Source organism: uncultured Bifidobacterium sp., from assembly GCF_959020145.1.
Taxonomy (GTDB): Bacteria; Actinomycetota; Actinomycetes; order Actinomycetales; family Bifidobacteriaceae; genus Bifidobacterium.
In genome coordinates this window covers 23476-41425 of record NZ_CAUEQY010000009.1, presented here as the reverse complement: position 1 = coordinate 41425, position 17950 = coordinate 23476, and the positions used below count along the sequence as shown (strand labels likewise).

Annotated in this window: 10 protein-coding genes; 1 reads left to right on the top strand and 9 read right to left on the bottom strand. The window is 60.9% G+C overall.

Annotation, left to right across the window (positions count from 1 at the left end; all coding sequences use genetic code 11):
* Positions 1-33: 33 nt before the first annotated feature.
* From Q5H33_RS04555 to Q5H33_RS04545, 3 genes are all read right to left on the bottom strand, one after another.
* On the bottom strand, positions 34-1263 hold the full coding sequence (locus tag Q5H33_RS04555) for a glycoside hydrolase family 5 protein (protein ID WP_253073065.1): 1230 nt from the start codon (positions 1261-1263) through the stop codon (positions 34-36).
* Positions 1264-1521: 258 nt separating this feature from the next.
* Complete coding sequence (locus Q5H33_RS04550) at positions 1522-2868, bottom strand: glycoside hydrolase family 30 protein (RefSeq protein ID WP_270291771.1); 1347 nt, start codon at positions 2866-2868, stop codon at positions 1522-1524.
* 135 nt (positions 2869-3003) lie between these two features.
* Positions 3004-4329, bottom strand: coding sequence for an MFS transporter (locus Q5H33_RS04545; protein ID WP_003811111.1), 1326 nt, complete (start codon positions 4327-4329; stop codon positions 3004-3006).
* A gap of 379 nt (positions 4330-4708) precedes the next feature.
* On the opposite strand from Q5H33_RS04545, the gene Q5H33_RS04540 reads away from it, so the two are divergent.
* Positions 4709-5335, top strand: a complete 627-nt coding sequence (locus Q5H33_RS04540; RefSeq protein WP_302423262.1) for a TetR/AcrR family transcriptional regulator — start codon at positions 4709-4711, stop codon at positions 5333-5335.
* A gap of 35 nt (positions 5336-5370) precedes the next feature.
* Here Q5H33_RS04540 and Q5H33_RS04535 read toward each other — a convergent pair whose 3' ends face one another.
* The 6 genes from Q5H33_RS04535 to nrdD form a co-directional block, all read right to left on the bottom strand.
* Entirely contained in the window at positions 5371-7497 is a 2127-nt protein-coding gene (locus tag Q5H33_RS04535) for a beta-galactosidase (RefSeq protein WP_302423259.1), read from the bottom strand.
* 146 nt (positions 7498-7643) lie between these two features.
* On the bottom strand, positions 7644-8273 hold the full coding sequence (locus Q5H33_RS04530; RefSeq protein ID WP_003811117.1) for a TetR/AcrR family transcriptional regulator: 630 nt from the start codon (positions 8271-8273) through the stop codon (positions 7644-7646).
* A 36-nt stretch (positions 8274-8309) separates the two neighbouring features.
* Entirely contained in the window at positions 8310-9581 is a 1272-nt protein-coding gene (locus Q5H33_RS04525; protein ID WP_034984692.1) for a glutamate-cysteine ligase family protein, read from the bottom strand.
* Between the two features lie 226 nt (positions 9582-9807).
* Complete coding sequence (locus Q5H33_RS04520; protein ID WP_302423258.1) at positions 9808-14556, bottom strand: acyl-CoA dehydratase activase-related protein; 4749 nt, start codon at positions 14554-14556, stop codon at positions 9808-9810.
* 211 nt (positions 14557-14767) lie between these two features.
* Entirely contained in the window at positions 14768-15481 is a 714-nt protein-coding gene (gene nrdG, locus Q5H33_RS04515; protein ID WP_003811120.1) for an anaerobic ribonucleoside-triphosphate reductase activating protein, read from the bottom strand.
* Between the two features lie 45 nt (positions 15482-15526).
* Positions 15527-17878, bottom strand: coding sequence for an anaerobic ribonucleoside-triphosphate reductase (nrdD, locus tag Q5H33_RS04510; protein ID WP_227561800.1), 2352 nt, complete (start codon positions 17876-17878; stop codon positions 15527-15529).
* Positions 17879-17950: the final 72 nt, after the last annotated feature.

The window sequence follows — 17950 nt, the reverse complement described above, 5'->3', positions numbered from 1 at the left end:
CGTTGCTTTGTACGATTCTTGCGTCCGACGGAATCACTTTTGGACGGGGAACCAATCTTGGGCGATGCAGCGCCCGAGGTCCCATGCGTCCCAGCCGATCCAGCCAGGGGTGTTGACGGTGTCGGTGAGCAGCTTGTAGTTCCAGTAGTAGAAGCCGCTGCCCTTGCTCCATGCGGCGAGCTGGGATTCGGCCACGCCCTGGTACAGCGAGCGCTTCTGTTCGGCGGTCAGGGTCTCGGCCTGCGCGCCTTCCTCGCCGTTGAGCACGCTTTGTCCGCCGTGGGTGTCCACACCGCAGCCGACGGAGTTGAACAGGCACCACTCCCCCACAATCACCGGGAAGTATTCGCTCATCTCGGCGATCATCGGCGCATAGGTATTCCTCACGAAGTCGTCGTAGCCCTCCGCTGTCTGCGGGCAACCCATCGTTTCGGCGGTCATGAGGTATTGGTGGGTATCAAGGACCACGTTCTTAAACTCGGGCGCGAGCTTGCCGTCGGGGCCGCGCATGAAGTCCTTCCACTGTTCGATGTCGAAACCGTCGTGGAACACCACCGCCTTGTCTGCCGGCAATGCGCCCTTGTCGGCATCGCGCAGACGGTGGTAGGCGGTGATGTAGAAGTTCTTGAGCCAGTCGAATGCGATCGGGCCGGTGCCTTCGGCGAGTTCCGGATCGACCGCCTTGTAGCGTTCGGTCACGTTCGCCATCGGCCAGCAGGTGGTGGTGTTCGGCTCGTTGATGATTTCGATGCCCATCAGCGCCCGACGATGGCCGTACCGCCTGGCGAGGCGTTCGAGCACGGACAGCACGAATTCGACCTCGTCGGGCAGCTGCGCCCACTTGCACACGCCGGAGATGCCGCCGTTGTCGAAGCCGTTCTGGCTCATCGGCGCGGTGTGCAGGTCGATGAGGATGGTCAGACCGTATTTCTCGGCCCAGTTGAAGGCCTTGTCGAGTTCGTCGATGCAGCCGATGAACGGCGCGCGGTCGCCGAAGATGAAGTACGGCACGGGGATGCGCACGGAGTTCAGTCCCCACGATTTGATGGTGGCAAAGTCGCGCTCGTTGATGTATTCGGCGCGGTGGGTCCTGATGCGGGCCTCGTAGACGGCCGGATCGAGTTGCGTCGGCAGATAGTATTCGTCATCGGCAGTGGTTCCATCGAATAATGCCGGGTTCATCCACTTTTCCAGAACCAGCCAGTTACCCAGGTTCACGCCCTTGATGTAATCAAGATCCATATGCACTCCTTCGTACGTCATGCAGTTTCTATTACTTAGTAACTACTTAGTTATATCGTAATACATTTCCGTTCCACACGCAACCCAATCTCGTCGGCATCCCACGGCGAAGGACTGCTCAGATGAGAAAAACCACCAATACAAACAAAGGTGCCCGCCGCGCATGGAGGGGATCCATCGCGGCGGGCACCTCATGGGCAGGGCGCCGGCGATCGGCATATCGCCGGGAAAAAGGGAAAAACCGGCATTACGCGCGAGCCGACGCCGTATCACTCCGGCTCAGTCCAGCACGAAGGTGTTGAACGATCGCGGAGCAAGCGTTACCTTGAAGCCGCGTTCGGCGGCATCGGGATCGGCGAATTCGAACGGGCGCTCCTCGTCGAGGGCGTTCTGCGCCACGACCACCACCGTGCCGTCCGGGTTGCGGAAGGCGATGGCCATCGAGTTGAAGTGGCCGGTGGTGCCGAGCACCTTCGCGCCGGGCCTGACGTAGTGCGAGAAGTGGCGCATCACGTAGTATTCCGGATTGCGGCGCACTTCGTGCTTGTCGGCGGTGATGGTGAACAGGGAGTTCTGCCACCAGCCCCATGTGGAATCCTGGTCGTCGAGGATCATGTTCCAGTAGGTGTATGCGGTGGCGCCGTTGCGGAAGTAGTGGTTGATCAGGTGGAAGATGTACTCCGCGTACTCCCAGCTGTTGTCGCCGGTGCCGCATTCGGACTCCGACTGGATCAGTTCGATCTCCGGCCATGATTCGTGCGTGCGGGCGATGCAGTTCTGGCCGGCCCACTGGTAGGCGATGCCCTTGATGTACTTGCGCGCGCCGTCGTCGAAGAGGATGTTGTCGACGAAGCGGTTGTAGTTGTTGAGCGTCATGCCATAGCCGCCGCCGGTCCAGGCCATGTCCTCCGGGCCGTTGAGGGTGCCCAGCCAGATGTCGGTGCTGAGTCCGGCCTCGTCGAACGCCGGTCCGAGGTAGTCGCGGATGAACACCTTGAGCGCTTCGGAATCCCACAGGGCGCTCGGGAACTTCTGGTCGGCGAACACCTCGTTCTGCACGTGCAGCTGGTTCACAGTGATGCCATGCTCGGCGTAGGCCTGAATGTACTTGACGAAGTACTTGGCGTAGGCCTTGAGGTTCTCCGGGGTCTGCACGAGACGGCCGTAGTTGTAGGCCTTCGGGCGCTTCATCCACGTCGGCGGGCTCCACGGGCTGGAGAACAGTTGCATGTTCGGCTGCCATTCCTGCGCGCGGTGGATGTACGGGATCAGGGTCTGTTCGTCGTGTTCGACGGAGAAATGCTCCATCTCGTAGTCGCCGTCTACCTCGTCGTAGCTGTACCAGTGGTCGGCGAAATCATTGGCTCCGACGGGGGCGCGGTTGAAGGTGAAGTTCATTTCGTCGGGGCTGAACAGCTCCTTGATGATCTGGTCGCGTTCGGCTTCGCTGACGTTCTGCAGCGGCAGCCAGCCGAGTTCGTTGAAGCAGCCGCCGAAGCCGCGCAGGGCCTGGTATTCGTTGCCGTCGAGCTGCAGGTCGGCCGCGGTGGTGGCGTTGGTGGATTCGATGTCGGAGGTTCGGTCGGCAAGCTTGTCGTCTTGCGTCGTTGCAATCCAGGTGGTCATGATGTTCCTTGGTATCGTCGTTGATAATTCGGATATGCGTTGATGGTTGGTATGGATGGGAGGCGGGGCGATTCGGTCCCGCGGAGGGGAGACGGCCTATGGCACGACCGTCTCCCCCGGTTTACAGCAGCTGCCTTACTTGACCTTCTTGATGGCCATGATGAAGAAGCAGCCGATGATGGCCAATGCGATGGACGTCGGGAACGCGAAGTTGTAGCCGAGGTTGACCACGATGGCGGACATGACGACCGGGCCGCACATCTGGCCGAGGGTGGTGGCCATGTTCAGGATGCCCAGATCCTTGCCGGCCTCTTCCTTGTTCGGCAGCACGTCCACCAGCAGCGCCTGGTCGACGGCGGAGTAGACGGCGTAGCCGAGGCCTGCGATGCCGGCGAACAGGTACATGCCCATGGTGGACTTGAAGATCCACGGCATGGCGATGCCGACGGCGAAGAGCACGGAAGCGACGACGACCGGGACCTTGCGGCGGCCGATGAGATCGGAGACCGGGCCGGAGATGAAGGAGCCAACCAGGGACATGACCATCATGATCATGGACACGACGGACACGGTGACGGCGGATTCCTTGACGGACTGGCCGATGTAGTTCTGGATGATGTACAGCTGGTAGACGTTGATCATCTGGTAGGCCATGAGCATGCAGAAGCGGCCGGCGAACGCCTTGTAGAAGTCATGCGCGGTGGAGAACTTCGGCGGGCGGAAGGAGGAGAGGATGTCCTTGGCGGAGCCTTCGTCCTTCGGCAGGAAGTCTGCGGACTGCTCCTTCGGGATGATGATCACGGCGACCACGCCACCGAGGAACATGAGCACGCCGGCGACGGCGAAGCCCGGAATCAGGTTTTCGATGAACAGTGCGCCGAGCATGGTGCCGATCGGAGCGCCGATGGTGGAGCCGGCGCCGTAGAAGGCGGACATGGTGCCACGGATCTTGGAAGGCACGCGGTCGGACAGGATGGCGACCATCGGCGCGATCATGCAGTTCAGACCGAACATGCAGGCGCAGTAGAAGATGGTCAGCAGCACGGCGTTATGCGTGGTGCCGGTCAGGAACAGGGTGACGCCACCGAGCACGGCTCCGAAGAGGATCCACGGGGTACGGCGGCCGAAGCGGGAACGGGAGCGATCGGAGAAGTTGCCGAACATCAGGTTGGCGACCAGGGATGCGACCGCGGTGAACGCGTTGACGATGCCGACCAACGCATCGGCGTTGACGCCCGGGATGGTCTTGTAGTGCATGGGCAGCAGCACTGCGGAAACGATGCCCAGACCGGACATCCACAGCACTCCGAATACCAGGAAGCCTGCGCCGAAACGTGCGGCGTTCATCTTGGACAGCGGCTTGCCGGTTTCCGGGGACAGTGACGGATCCTTTTCCGCCGCGGCGATGTTGGCGTTGTAAGCGGCAAGGCGCTCCGCCTTGCTGGCGATTGCTTCACTCATGAAACTCTCTCCTTCGAATCATGCTTCAGTAGTGAACTTATGTTGTGTGCGATTCCGCACCTTAGCGGTGTATGTGGTGGCGGGACGGCCTCGCCCCATCTGTTAACTACCATGTGGTAACTAACGTGTTTTCAGTGTAAACCATCTTTCGCAAAGGCACAAGTCGACGTCATGTCATCGCCGTCTCAAAGCGTTTGCAAAACCGGTCGGACACTGTTCCATTCAGCTTCACAGTCACCGGTTTTTATTACCTAGTAACTGCTTAGTTAAATCATATAACAAATCGTTTGTCTGCGATAATCCGGCGTGTTCCAAGGGTTCCCATCGTCTTCTTCTCCCCCTTCTTGTACCTTAGTAAGCACCAGATGAAGGAGAGCATATGCGTCGCCGCACCGAAAACAAACCCAGAAAGCGAATGAGCGCCGAGGATCGCAGGAAGGCGATTCTCGAAACCACGGTCTCATTCATCTCCCAGTTCGGTTTCTGGGGCTTCACCATACGCGATGTGGCCCAGGCTCAGAACATCACCGAAGCCGGCCTCCTTTACTACTTCAAATCCAAAGAACAACTGCTTGAGGAAACCCTCAAATACGCCGATCGGACCAATCAGATCGCCATCGCCGAGCATCTTGGCGTGCAGGGCGTGACCGGCGAAGTCCTTGACGACGGCATCGCGTACCACTGCGATCTGGGGCTGAAGGCCATTTCCACGGGAACCGTGGAGACCAACGCCGACCGTCCGGAGATGGTCCGTCTCTACACCTTGCTGGAAAGCGAGGCGTTAAGCAAGGACCATCCCGTGCACGAGTATTTCGAACAGCGCGAAATCAATCTGCTGAAGGAATACGCGTTCGCGGCCGAGCGCGACGGTGTCGCCGATCCGGAGCGCACCGCGCTGCAGGTCCTGTCCGCGATGGAGGGTCTGCAGCTGCGCTGGCTCAACGGATCGCATGACGTCGACTTCATCGGGGAATGGAAGGCCATCATCGACCTGCTCATCCCCTGACCCAGCGGGCCGACGCGCCACCACCGCTTTGCGGCTCAGCCGGCGATGACGACCACATTCCAGCGGCCGATCGTCAGCCTGTCGCCCACCTCGACCTTCGAGCCCTCCTTCAGAGCGATCGCCGCGGTGGCGGATTCATCGACGGTGCCGTCGGTGCCCACCACCACCGGAGCGACCACCACATCGCCCGACACCGGGCTGTCGATGGTGACCTCGTCGGCGGAGTAGTTGAGCAGATACGTCACCTGCTCGCCGCGGGCGTTCGTTCCGCGGCGCACCGTCACCTGTCCGGCGAGCGCGGTGCCGGCATCGGCGATGCCCGCGTGTTCCACGGCTTCACGCAGGACGGCGCGGATGGTGTCGGCGTCGAGCAGGGTGGCGATCCATTCGGCGTCGCCCTTGCCGAAGCCATGTCGGGTCACCGCGGCGTAATCCTTCCACGCGTAGTGGCCGTAGCTGGCGAGCACGTCGGTGCCGTCGAATGGGGTGACCAGTTCGATGAGCGCCTGCGCGTCGCTTGCCGGGGTTTTGGCGAGCGTTCCGGCGAATTCCACGGACACGTGGCCGTTTGGGCGGGTGAATTGGTTGTAGGTCATGCCGAACACGTCGGTGAGGTTGTGCGGCGCGCGGTCGTGCCATACGGTCACCTCGTCGTCGGTTACGAAGGAGCGCATGGTGGAGACAAGGTGGCCGCCGCTGGAGACGAATTCGCGCAGACGGTCGGTTGTTTCCTGCGGAGTGCAGTACAGTGCCGGGGTCACGATCATCTCGTATTTGGCCAGGCGTTCGGCCGGCGCGTCGGACGGGATGAAATCGCATTCCACGTTGAGTTCGAACAGCGCGTCGTAGATGTTGCGCACCACGTCGTTGTACTTGAGGGTGCCGCCGAACGGGAAGCCGGCCTCGATGAGGAACCAGTCGAGCGCGGTCAGCGATTCGTTGCTGACCATGATGGCCACCTTGTTGTGCTTCTTCAGGTGGACGAGCCGCTCCCCCACTTCCAGTTTGGCGATCTCGCGGCCGAACACGCCCGCCTCGCGGTAGGTGGAATTCGGTTCGAGGTCGTGGCTCAGCAGGCCCTTCCAATATGTTTCAAAGGAATTGTGGATGGAGTGCCAGTGCCAATATTCCACCATGTCGGCGCCGGAGGCGAGGTGGGAGTAGGCCTGCAGGCGCAGCTGGCCAGGGAACGGCACCCAGCCGTGCTGGCCCTGGGCCTCCGTTTCGAGCACCAGGTAGTTCCTGCCGTCCTTGGTGGAGCGGGTCATGTCGCCGCCGAAGGCGATCTCCTTGCCGGTCAGGTCGTCCTCGGTGGGGTGGTAGATGTCCACGCCGGTGATGTCCACGGCGGTCGAGGCCTTGAAGTGGTCGACGGCCGGCTGCACGCCGTAGGAGTATCCGCGCCATTCGAAATCGAAGTTGTGGGTGATGAACTGGTCGTCATGCGCGTATTCGCGCACGATGTCGGCCTGCCACTGCAGGAAGGCGCGCACCTGGTCGCGGCGGAACTTGTCGAATTCGCCGCCCAGGGACTCGTTGATGGTGGCGGTCACGTCCGGGAAGTCCTCCCAGGAGTCGATGCGGTTGGACCAGTAGTCGAGGCCGAAGTGGTGGTTGAGCTCGTCCAGATCGCCGTGGAACTTCTCCCGCAGGTACTTGACGAACAGGCGCTGCATGTCCTCGGAGACGGAATCGTAGTATTTCGTCTCGTTGTCCACCTGGTAGCCGATGACGGCCGGATGGTCGGCGACGTGGGAGATGAGCTTGCGGATCACGCGTTCGCCGTAGAAGCGGTAGGTGGCGTTGACGATGTCCATGATCTGGCGTGCGCCGTATTTGCCTTGGCCGCTCGGGGTGACCGCGAGCACGCTCGGGTCGAGTTTGACGAGCCAGCTGGGCACCGCGTAGGTCGGCGTGCCGACGATGACGTCGATGCCGGCGCGGTTGGCTGCGTCGAGCGCGCGGTCCACGTAGGTGAAGTCGAATACGCCCGGCTGCGGTTCGCAGGTGCTCCATGTGGATTCGGCGATGCGGATGACGTTCAGTCCCGCAGCCTTCATCATCGCCATGTCCTCATCGATGCGGTCAATGCCCTTCATCATGAGATATTCGTCGTAATATGCGGCGCCGAACAGAATGTGGTCTGCCTCGTAACGGCCCATGAATCCTCCATCGTCCTCGTTGACTTTTATATCTAACGGTTATTAGATATAGGAACTATATATCTTCCGAAACAAATCGTCAAGTACCGCAGATTTTCAGGCGTTTCTTAACTAACAGCCATTAGATACGCACGTCACGGGACGGTCTACCGGTATCCGTCCCACACCGGCGAGGGGAAGATCATCCGTTCGAAGGCGAGCCATTCGTCGTACAGGTCGATCGGCGGCTTGCGAGTCCACCGCAGCTGGATACCGTCCATCGCCTCGATGCATTGCCGCACGATCGGCCGCATATTATCCCATCCGCCGATCTGCGGCGGCAGCTTCCATGCGAACCGCGAATAATGATCCCACGTCAAGTCCGGTCGGTTTTCGAAATACTCGTGCAGTGGATGGTCCGCGTTGAACGATTCGGTTTCCAAAACCATGTACAGCTGCAGCAGACTGCGGCGTTGCGCATTGTAGCGGACCAGAAACCGCAGATATGCGGGAAACAGCATGCCGTCAGAATCGCTGCCGGGCAATCCCGACTTAGCGAAGTCGGCGGGTGTGCCCTGCTGGTCGTAGCTATCGGTGACCAGCAGCGACAACAACCGCTCCTTGTTGCCGATGTAGTGCAGCAGTCCGGGCTGGCTCATGCCGATGGCGTCGGCGATGTCCTTGAGCGACGTACCGTAGTACCCCTTCTCGCCGATCAGCCTGCCCGCCGCCGCGATGATTTCGCGTTTGCGCTCTTCGGGCGATTTACGAACCCGCTTTTTCCCCTCGGTAACCATATGGAACAGCGTACCATCGGACGGGCCCTCGGCCGGTCACGCCTGGAAGACGTCCGGATGCTTCGGATCGCCCGGTTCGTCGGCGAGCACGCCTTCGAGTCCCAGGAACTCCTGCCAGAATTCCAACGAATTGCCGTATGGGGAGGCTTGTCGTCCACGCGCCTGCAGATTCGCCTTGGCCTCGAACACGTCCTCCTCGCGGATGCCGTCGAAGTAGCTTTCCAGTCGGTCGAGATTCGTCGGATCGTAGAACAGCGAGCCGATGATTTCAGTAAGCCGCTCGGCGCGCGCCACCGGCAGCGAATCCCAGTGGCGGAATTCGATGAAGTTCTTCAAACGCACGTCGTTGAAGTGCGTGGAGATCACATGGTTGATCTCGTACGCGTTGAGCTCGCGGTCCGGGTACACGTCGTTCGCGTTCTCGTAGAACGCCGGATGGTGCAGATCGGTTCCGGGCACCGCCAGCGCTTCGGGCGTGTGCGTCAGGTCGGCGAACATCATCGGCGTGGACAGCACGTCCACCGCGTAATCCTCCCAACCGAAACGCGGGTCGAACAGGCCGGGGATGACGTTCGTGCGTTGGAAATCGAGATAATCCCACATGCGTTGGCGCAGCAGCGGATACGGGTTCTCTCTGCCTTCGAAATACGGGGTGTTGCGGAAGAACCATGCCAGAATCGGGCCGATCACCGTGCCCAACCGCAGTTTGGCGATCGCGTCCTGTTCCGAAACGTAGTCGATGCTGACCTGTGTCGAAGCGGAGCAACGCATCATGCACGGACCGAACTGTCCGACACGTCCCAGGTAGGCGGTCATCGCCTTGTACCGGTCCTTCGGATTGACGGGAATGTCCGCGTAACTGGATTTCGGTTGGTAACCATAGTTGACGAGTCGGAAACCAAGTTCTTCGAGGATGGGGTCGACTTCGCGGCGGAACGCGCCGTACAATGTGGCGAGCTCCTCCGGCTTGTGCAGGATGCCGATGGACGTTTCCAACTGTCCGCCCGGTTCCAAAGATACGGAGATGCCGTCACGGGCGAGTCCGACCAGTCGCCCGTTTTCCCAGTATTCCTTGTTTTCGTCGTAATACGGGCGGATGCGGTTGAGCAACGCTTCAATGCCGTTGCTTTCGTAGTAGGTCACCGCGGTATCGTCGCTGTTATGTACCGGCAGGTGTTCGATTTCCACGCCAAAACCGCCGGTGCCGCGCTGTTGGCAGCCGGATTCGAAGAATTTGATAAGGCTTTCCACATGCTTCGGATTCGGCTCGGTCAGCAGGTGCGCGTACGTGATCTTTGGCGTTGTCATAGTGGCCATCCTAACGAAAAGCGCCATTCGCAACGCAGGCTACGCTATACGGAAAATCGATAACCGACCATCATTCCCCATCGATTTGGCTGGCGATTTGAATGCCGATTCGACGACCATCGATTTTACGATCGCCGAATCAGCCGTCGATTTGGCGGCTCAGATACCGTCGAACCGACGTCGGAAAGTTTCCCAACGTCGGTTCGACGGAAATAAGAATGGCGATTCAAGCGGCCTTCTCGCTGTTGCGCGCCTCTTCGGCTGCGCGGTGCGCCTTCTTGGCAGCGGAGATCATCAGCTTGATGCGGTTGAGCTGGTTGGCTTCCGAAGCGCCCGGATCGTAATCGATGGACACGATGTTGGCTTCCGGATGCAGTCGGCGGATCTTGCCGAACATGCCTCGGCCTGTCACGTGGTTCGGCAGGCAGGCGAACGGCTGCGCGCACACCACGTTCGGGCATCCCGATTCGATGAGTTCCAGGATTTCCGCGGTCAGCAGCCAGCCTTCGCCGGCCTGCACGCCCACGGACGTGACCTCGTCGGCCTTCTTGACCAGTTCAGGCATCGGCAGATCCTGCGAGAACTTGCCGTGAGCCAGATCGACCGCCTCGCGTACCGGAGCGTTGTACAGGTCGAGGCCCTTGCGCATCAGCGCATAGCCGATCTTGCTGCCGCCCATGCCGAGGTAATGCTCGTTCCAGTCGGAAATGTACGGTCGGGTGGTCATGAATTCCATGATGCCCGGCACCACGGCCTCGCAATCCTGCGATTCGATGACGTCGACCACATGGTTGTTGGCGTCCGGCTGGTACTTGACGAGGATCTCGCCGACCACGCCGACGCGCACCTTGCGCGGCTCGTCCTTCAACGGCAACGCGTCGAACGACTTGACGATCTCCTTGACGAGCGTCGGATACGGCAGGTATTCCTTGCCTATGAACTTGCGTGCCGTCTTGGAACGACCGTGGTTCTCGAGCGTCTCGCGCACGATGGTGTCCCACGTCTTGTACAGCTGGTTCGCACTGCCGGGTGTCACTTCGTACGGACGCACGCGGTACAGGCACTTCATCAGCAGATCGCCAACGATAAGCGCCTTGATGGCACGATGCAGCAAAGCCGGCGTGGCGGTGAAGCCCGGGTTGTCCTCGATGCCCTGCGTGGAGATGGCGATCACCGGAATCTGCGGATAACCGGCGTCCACCAGCGCCTTGCGAATCAGGCCGAAGTAGTTGGTGGCACGGCACATGCCGCCGGTCTGCGTGATGGCGAGCGCGGTGTGGTCCGGATCGTATTTGCCTTCCAGAATCGCGTCCACGAGCTGGCCGATGACCATGATGGCCGGATAGCAGGCGTCGTTGTTGACGTATTTCAGGCCGGTTTCGACGTCCTCACGGCTGGCGTGCTCCAGAATGTCGAACTTGTAGCCGCCGGAGCGGATGACGGATTCCACCAGAGAGAAGTGGATCGGGCTCATCTGCGGAGCCACGATGGTGTAGTCCTTCATGTTCTTGCCGAACGGGATGCGGTTCGCGTACTTGGACAGGGTCGCCGAGTTGTGTGCGGACGCGCCCTTGCCATTTGTCTGCGTTTTGGCGGTTTCTTGCGATTCGCCCTTGCCGTTTTCCGCCGCGCGCTTGGATGCGGCCGTGACGGCTTCGGTGAGTTTCGGATTGGCTTTCATGACGGTGTCGAGCATGACCTGGCGACCGGGGGTCGGCGCTTCGGTGCCGGTCTTGCGGAATCCGTCGTTCTTCTTGTTGCGTTCACGCTCTTCGACGGCCGCCTTAAGCGAGCGCAGACGGATTTTCGCCGCACCCAGGTTGGAGACCTCGTCGATTTTGAGCATGGTGTACACGTCGGCCTTGTCCGCCAGGATCTCGGACACCTGGTCGGTGGTGATGGCGTCGAGGCCGCAGCCGAAGGAGTTGAGCTGCACGAGCTCGAGTCCCGGATAGGATGCGACGAAGTTGGCCGCCGCGTACAGACGCGCATGGTAGGCCCACTGGTTGGTGACGCGCAATGGCATCTTGGTGACCTTGCGGTCGTCGACGTGGCGGAAGCCGTTCGCGTTCTTCTTGCGCGGATCCTCTTCGCCTTCGGCGAGGAATTCGCTCAGGTTGAGCTTCTCCCCCGGCTGCAGTTCGCAGATGGAGTCTTCAGAAAGCACCACCATGCCGAGCGCGCAGATGGTCTCCGGGATGCCGTGGTTGATTTCCGGGTCGACGTGGTATGGGCGGCCGGCGAGCACGATGCCCTTGCAGTCGTGTTCCTTCATGTAGGCGAGGGCCTTGAGGCCTTCCATCTGCACGTCGTGCTTGAACACTTCGTTTTCGGCGTAGGCGGCCTTGACCGCGGTTTCGGCTTCCTCGCGGGTCACGTTGGCCCAGGCGAATTCCTCGACGATGCGGTCCACCATGAGCTCATGGTTGGCCATGTTGAAGTACGGGCGCATGTAGCGCACGCCTTCCTCGCGCAGTTCGGGCATGTTCGCGCCGATGACCACCGGATAGTTGGCCACGACCGGGCAGTTGTAGTGGTTGTCGGTGTTGGGAACGAAGTTCTCCTCATAGCTCACGCACGGGTAGAAGATCGTCTTGATGCCCTTGTTGAGCAGCCACTTGATGTGGCCGTGCACGAGTTTGGCCGGGTAGCAGATGTTTTCGGAGGCGATCGATTCGATGCCGGTTTCGAACAGTTCGTGCGAGCTGCGGCCGGAGATCATCACCTTGAAGCCGAGCGAGGTGAGCAGCGTGAACCAGAACGGGTAGTTCTCGTACATGTTGAGCACGCGTGGAATGCCGATTTCGCCGCGGGTGGCCTTCTTGTCGGTCAGACGACGGTAGGCGAAGCAACGCTTGTATTTGTAGTCGTACAGGTTGGGCCTGTCGGAACGCTGCTTCTTGGAATCGCCGCCGCGTTCGCAACGGTTGCCGGTCACGTAGCGGGAGCCGTCCTGGAATGTGGTGATGGTGAGCTTGCAGTGGTTCTGGCACAGCTTGCACACGTCACGTTCGGACGTCATGGACAGGTTGTCGAGGTCGCTGCCGGACACGATGCTGGATGCGGTGTGCGTGACGCCTGCGATATCGACCGTCTTCGCACCTTCCGTAGCGGCGGAATCGCCGTCGTCGAGACCGTCGGCCACGTCGGAATAGTGCATGCGTGCGGTCAACGCGGCGCCGTACGCGCCCATCAGGCCGGCGATGTTCGGTCGGGTCACCTCACGTTCGGTGAGCAGTTCGAAGGCGCGCAGCACGGCGTCGTTGAGGAACGTGCCGCCCTGCACCACCACGGTGTCGCCCAGCTCGCCGGAATCGCGCAGCTTGATCACCTTGTACAGCGCGTTGCGCACCACGGAATAGCACAGGCCCGCCGCGATGTCCTCCATCGTGGCGCCTTCCTTCTGCGCCTGCTTGACGGAGGAGTTCATGAACACGGTGCAGCGCGAGCCCAGATCGACGGGATGCGTGGAGTTGAGCGCGGCCTGCGTGAATTCCTCGATCGTCAGTCCCATGGACTGCGCGAACGTCTGCAGGAATGAACCGCAGCCGGACGAGCATGCCTCGTTGACGGCGATCGAATCGATCACGCCGTCGGAAATCGCCAGATACTTCATGTCCTGGCCGCCGATGTCGATGACGGCGGTGACGCCAGGTGAAACCATTTCCGCGCCGCGATAGTGCGCCATGGTCTCCACCACGCCCTCGTCCAGGTGCAGGCCGGTGGTGATGAGGCCTTCGCCGTAGCCGGTGGCGCAGGATCGGGCGATCCACGCGCCTTCCGGCAGCTGGCTTTGGATCTGCTTGACGATGTTGACGGCGGCCGTCAGCGGGCTGCCTTCGTTGGTGGCGTACGACGACCATACGATTTCGCGGTCGTCGTTGACGAGCGTCGCTTTGATGGTGGTCGAGCCCGCGTCGATGCCGAGGAAGTGCGGGCCTTGCGCGCCATCCAAAGTGCCGATGTGCACGTGCTCGCGATGATGGCGATTGTTGAACGCCTCGCGATCCGCTTCGGTCGGGAACAGCGGAGGCATGGTGGGGGTGTTGGCCGGCAGATTCTTCAGATCTTCAAGGCTTTTCAGAATATCGGCGCAGGTGCGTGCTTCGAAATGCTGGCCTTCCTCGAGTTGGTCCGGTTCGCCGGCGAGCAGCGCGGAGCCGAACGCCACGTACAGGTGCGCGTCGGTCGGCACGATGAATTCGTCGACTTTGCCTTCGAGCGCGCGGTGGAACGCCTCGCGCAGCTCGGACATGAAGAACAGCGGACCGCCCAGGAAGATGACGGTGCCGTGGATTGGTCGGCCGGACGCCAGACCTGCGATGGTCTGCGTGGCGACCGCCGTGAAGATGGATGCGGCCAGATCGGGCTTGGCCGCGCCGTCGTTGATGAGCGGCTGAAGATCGGTTTTGGCGAACACGCCGCAACGGGAGGCGATCGGATAGAGCGTCTCGTAATGCTTGGCCATGTCGTTGAGGCCCGCCGCGTCGGTGTCGAGCAGGGTGGCCATCTGGTCGATGAACGCGCCGGTGCCGCCTGCGCAGGAACCGTTCATGCGCTGTTCCGGAGTCGGCTTCAGATATGTGATCTTGGCGTCCTCACCGCCAAGTTCGATAATGACGTCGGCTTGCGGATATTCCTCGTCGATGGCGCGGGTCTCGGCGATGACCTCCTGCACGAACGGCACATGGAGATTATCGGCCAAGGCAAGGCCGCCGGAACCGGTGATGGCCAGACGAATCGGCTCGTCGCCGCGGCCACGGGCCTCAAGTTCTTTGTGGATGTCCTCCAGCAGGCCCGCCACGGTGGCACGCACGTTGGCGTGGTGGCGACGGTAATCGGAGAAGAGCACCGCGTCGAGCGAATCGGTCTGATCGAGCACCACGGCCTTCACCGTGGTGGAACCGATGTCAAGACCTACGCGCAACGGCTTCGTATCGCAGGTGTTGTCTGCGGTAACTGCTGCTTCGACCATGTACTGTACCTCTATCGTTCTCATCCGCCGGGTTGCGTCCGTGCCAACACGAACGCCCTGCCCCGGTTATCCAAGTATGTAATGGTAGTCTGTGCCCCTGCCTAATTCGGCACGGTATCGCATAAAGTGCACGACACGACGCATAATTAGACAACGAATATAGTCAGCTTGCCTAATTCCAACCGTTCGTATACGAACCGTTCAAAACCATTCAGGAAGCCGCCCCCTCCCCCGCAGCGCGGTCCTTGCCGTAGATTTCGGGAATGAACCGCGTCTGATCGTGTAGTTTCGACCACAGCACCACCTGCCCGCTTTCCAACGACTTGGGCACATCGATGATGCGCTGGTTGGAGCTGCCGCGAAACTGCAGCAGCGAATCGTGCAGATCCTTGATATACCGGCCATCCACGAGGATATCGATCTGTTCGAGCAGTTCACGCTTGTCGGGGCTTTCGCCTTCGCGCATGAGCTCCTCCCACGTGTAGCCCGTCCAGCACCAAATGTCCTTGGTGCGGCCGAACCGCTCCCGGATCTTGCGTGAAAGCGGCAGCAGCACGCCGGTGTTGAGCAGCGGCTCGCCCCCGAGGAAGGTGATGCCCTGCACGTACGGCAGGCTCAGATCGGCCATGATCTGAGCTTCGAGCCGGTCGTTGTATTCGTGGCCGGCGCGGAAATCCCAGATCGACGAGTTGTAGCAGCCTTCGCAGTGGAATGGGCAGCCGGAGACGTACAGCGAGCAGCGGATTCCCTCGCCGTCGGTCATGAGGAACCGCTTGTAGTCGGCGATCATGTTGTGGCTCATCGCGTTCGTCCATTGTCCGGCACGCGGGTTGCTGGCGCGGTTTGTCGGAATGAACGGCCCGCGGCCGGTTTCGCCGGCCGCGAAATCACGGCGAGACACAGCGGGATCGGCGCTGCTTACCATACGTTGCTCCTGAATTGCCTGTTGTTTTGCGATTATTGCGATTGATTACTTGGCTTCCTCGAACCATTCGCGTTCGGAACCGTCGTCAAGGGTGACATGGCCGGTTTCGCCGCTCATGTGCTTGACGCGGTGCGCGATTTCCTCGTGTCGGCCGTGCACCATCGGGCGCTGCACCGGATTGCCGAGGTAGCCGCAGGTGCGCTTGGTCACGTTGCAGCGGTCCGGGTCGGAGTTGCCGCATTCGGGGCACTTGAAGCCTTCTTCGGTCGGTTCGAAGTCACCTTCGAAACCGCATTCGTAGCAACGGTCGATTGGCGTGTTCGTGCCGAGATAGCCGATGCCGATGGTGTAGGCGTAGTCCCACACCGCTTCGAGCGCCTTCGGATTGGCCTGCAGGCACGGGAATTCGCAGTAGTTGATGAAGCCGCCGGACGCGTAGTACGGGAAGTCCTTCTCGTAGTCGAGCTTCTCCATCGGCGTGGGCTGCAGCCACACCGGGTAGTGGAAGGAGTTGGTGTAGAAGTCGTGGTCGGTGACGCCGTCCACTTCGCCGAACTTCTCGCGGTCCATGCGGTTGAAGCGGTCGGTGAGCGATTCGGCCGGCGTGGAGTACACGGAGTAGTGGTAGCCTTCCGCGGTGCTCCAATCCTTGCACAGCTCGTTCATGCGCTTGACGATGGACAGGGCGAATTCCTTGCCTTCCGGATCCCAGTCGTGGTCGCGCATCCAGTCCTTGCCATAGAACACGCTGGTCGCCTCATACAGGCCGATGTAACCAAGGGACACGGTGGCGCGTTCGTTGCGGAACAGCTGATCAACGCTGTCGTTGGCGCCGAGACGGCCGAATGCGCCGAAGCGGAACAGGGTCGGGGCGTTGACCGGAGTGGCCTGCTTGCAACGCATGATGCGGAACTGCAACGCCTGATGGGCGACGGTCATGCGCTCGTCGAAGATCTTCCAGAAGCGGTCCTTGTCTCCGTGGGATTCCAATGCGATGCGCGGAATGTTCACGGTGACCACGCCGAGGTTCATGCGGCCGTCCTCGACATCCTTGCCGGTCTTCGGGTCGATCCAGCCCTGCAGGAAGGAACGGCAGCCCATCGGCGCTTTGAAGGAGCCGGTGATCTTCACGATGTTCTCGTAGAAGATGACGTCCGGGTACATGCGCTTGGTGGCGCATTCGAGGGCCAACTGCTTCAGGTCGTAGTTCGGGTCGCCCGGATCGGCGTTCACACCGTGCTTGATGGTGAAGACGAGCTTCGGGAAGATGGCGGTGTGATGCTCGGAACCGAGGCCGCGGATGCGGTTGAGGAAGATGGCGCGCTGGATTTCGCGCGCGAACCAGTCGGTGCCGAGACCGAAGCCGACGGTCACGAACGGGGTCTGGCCGTTGGACACACGGTTGGAGTTGATCTGGTATTCCATGGTCTGCATGGCGTCGTAGATGGCCTTGCGGGTCTGGATCTTCGCCCAGATCTCACGCAGCTGCTGCAGACGGTCGGACGTCTTGTCGAACGGCTCGTCCATCGGCAGTGCCGGACGATCCTTTTCGAAGTGCAGGCGCTTCGGCTCGACGGCCTTGGCCATGCGCACCTGACGTTCGGCGATCTCGATCGGCAGATCGTCGGGCATGATCTCGTGGGCCTGCTCAAGGAACTTGTCGTAGTCCTTCTTGGCGTATTCGGCGAAATGCTCGTCGGCGCGGTTGGCGGTCTGTCCGCCGTACTGGCTGGAGGCCACGTCCTTCATGATCTGGGTGATCTGCGTGGCGGCGATGGAGATGCTGTTCGGCGAACCCATCGGCGCGTTGCCGAGGGTGAAGCCATTGGCCAGCATGTCCCAATAGTTCGGCAGCGAGCAGTTGGACTGCGCGGTGAACGGCGAGTAATCGGCGTCGTGGAAGTGGATGTCGCCCTTCATATGCGCGTTGGACACCGCATCCGGCAGCATGGAGAAGGCGGACGCCTTGGACACCGCGCCGGCCAGCAGGTCACGCTGGGTGGAGTAGACGTTGGAGTCCTTGTTGGCGTTCTCACGCACCAGAGCCTCGTCGCGGTCCACCAAGCGGCGCACGGCCTCGTTGATGTCTGTGGCCTTGGCGCGCTCGATGTCCTTGTTCAGACGGTAGTTGGTGTAGGTGCGGGCCACGTCGTACAGATGATCCTCGATCAGCCCATGCTCCACGAGGTTTTGGATGTCCTCGATCTTCGCCGGACCATTGTAACGGTCCTTGATTTCGGCCTCGACCTGATTGGCGATGTCGCGAATCAGCCGTTCCTCCTGAGGACCGATTTTCTTGTCGAGGTCGGCGAAAGCCGATTTCACCGCGCTGATGATGTTGATCGGATCGAAATCGACCACACGCCCGTCGCGCTTCTCGACAAGCACCTTGACCATTTCCGGCGCGTTCTCGGTTTCGGTCGCAACGCCTTCCAGAGTCTGGGTTTCCATGTATATTTCCTTTCCGGG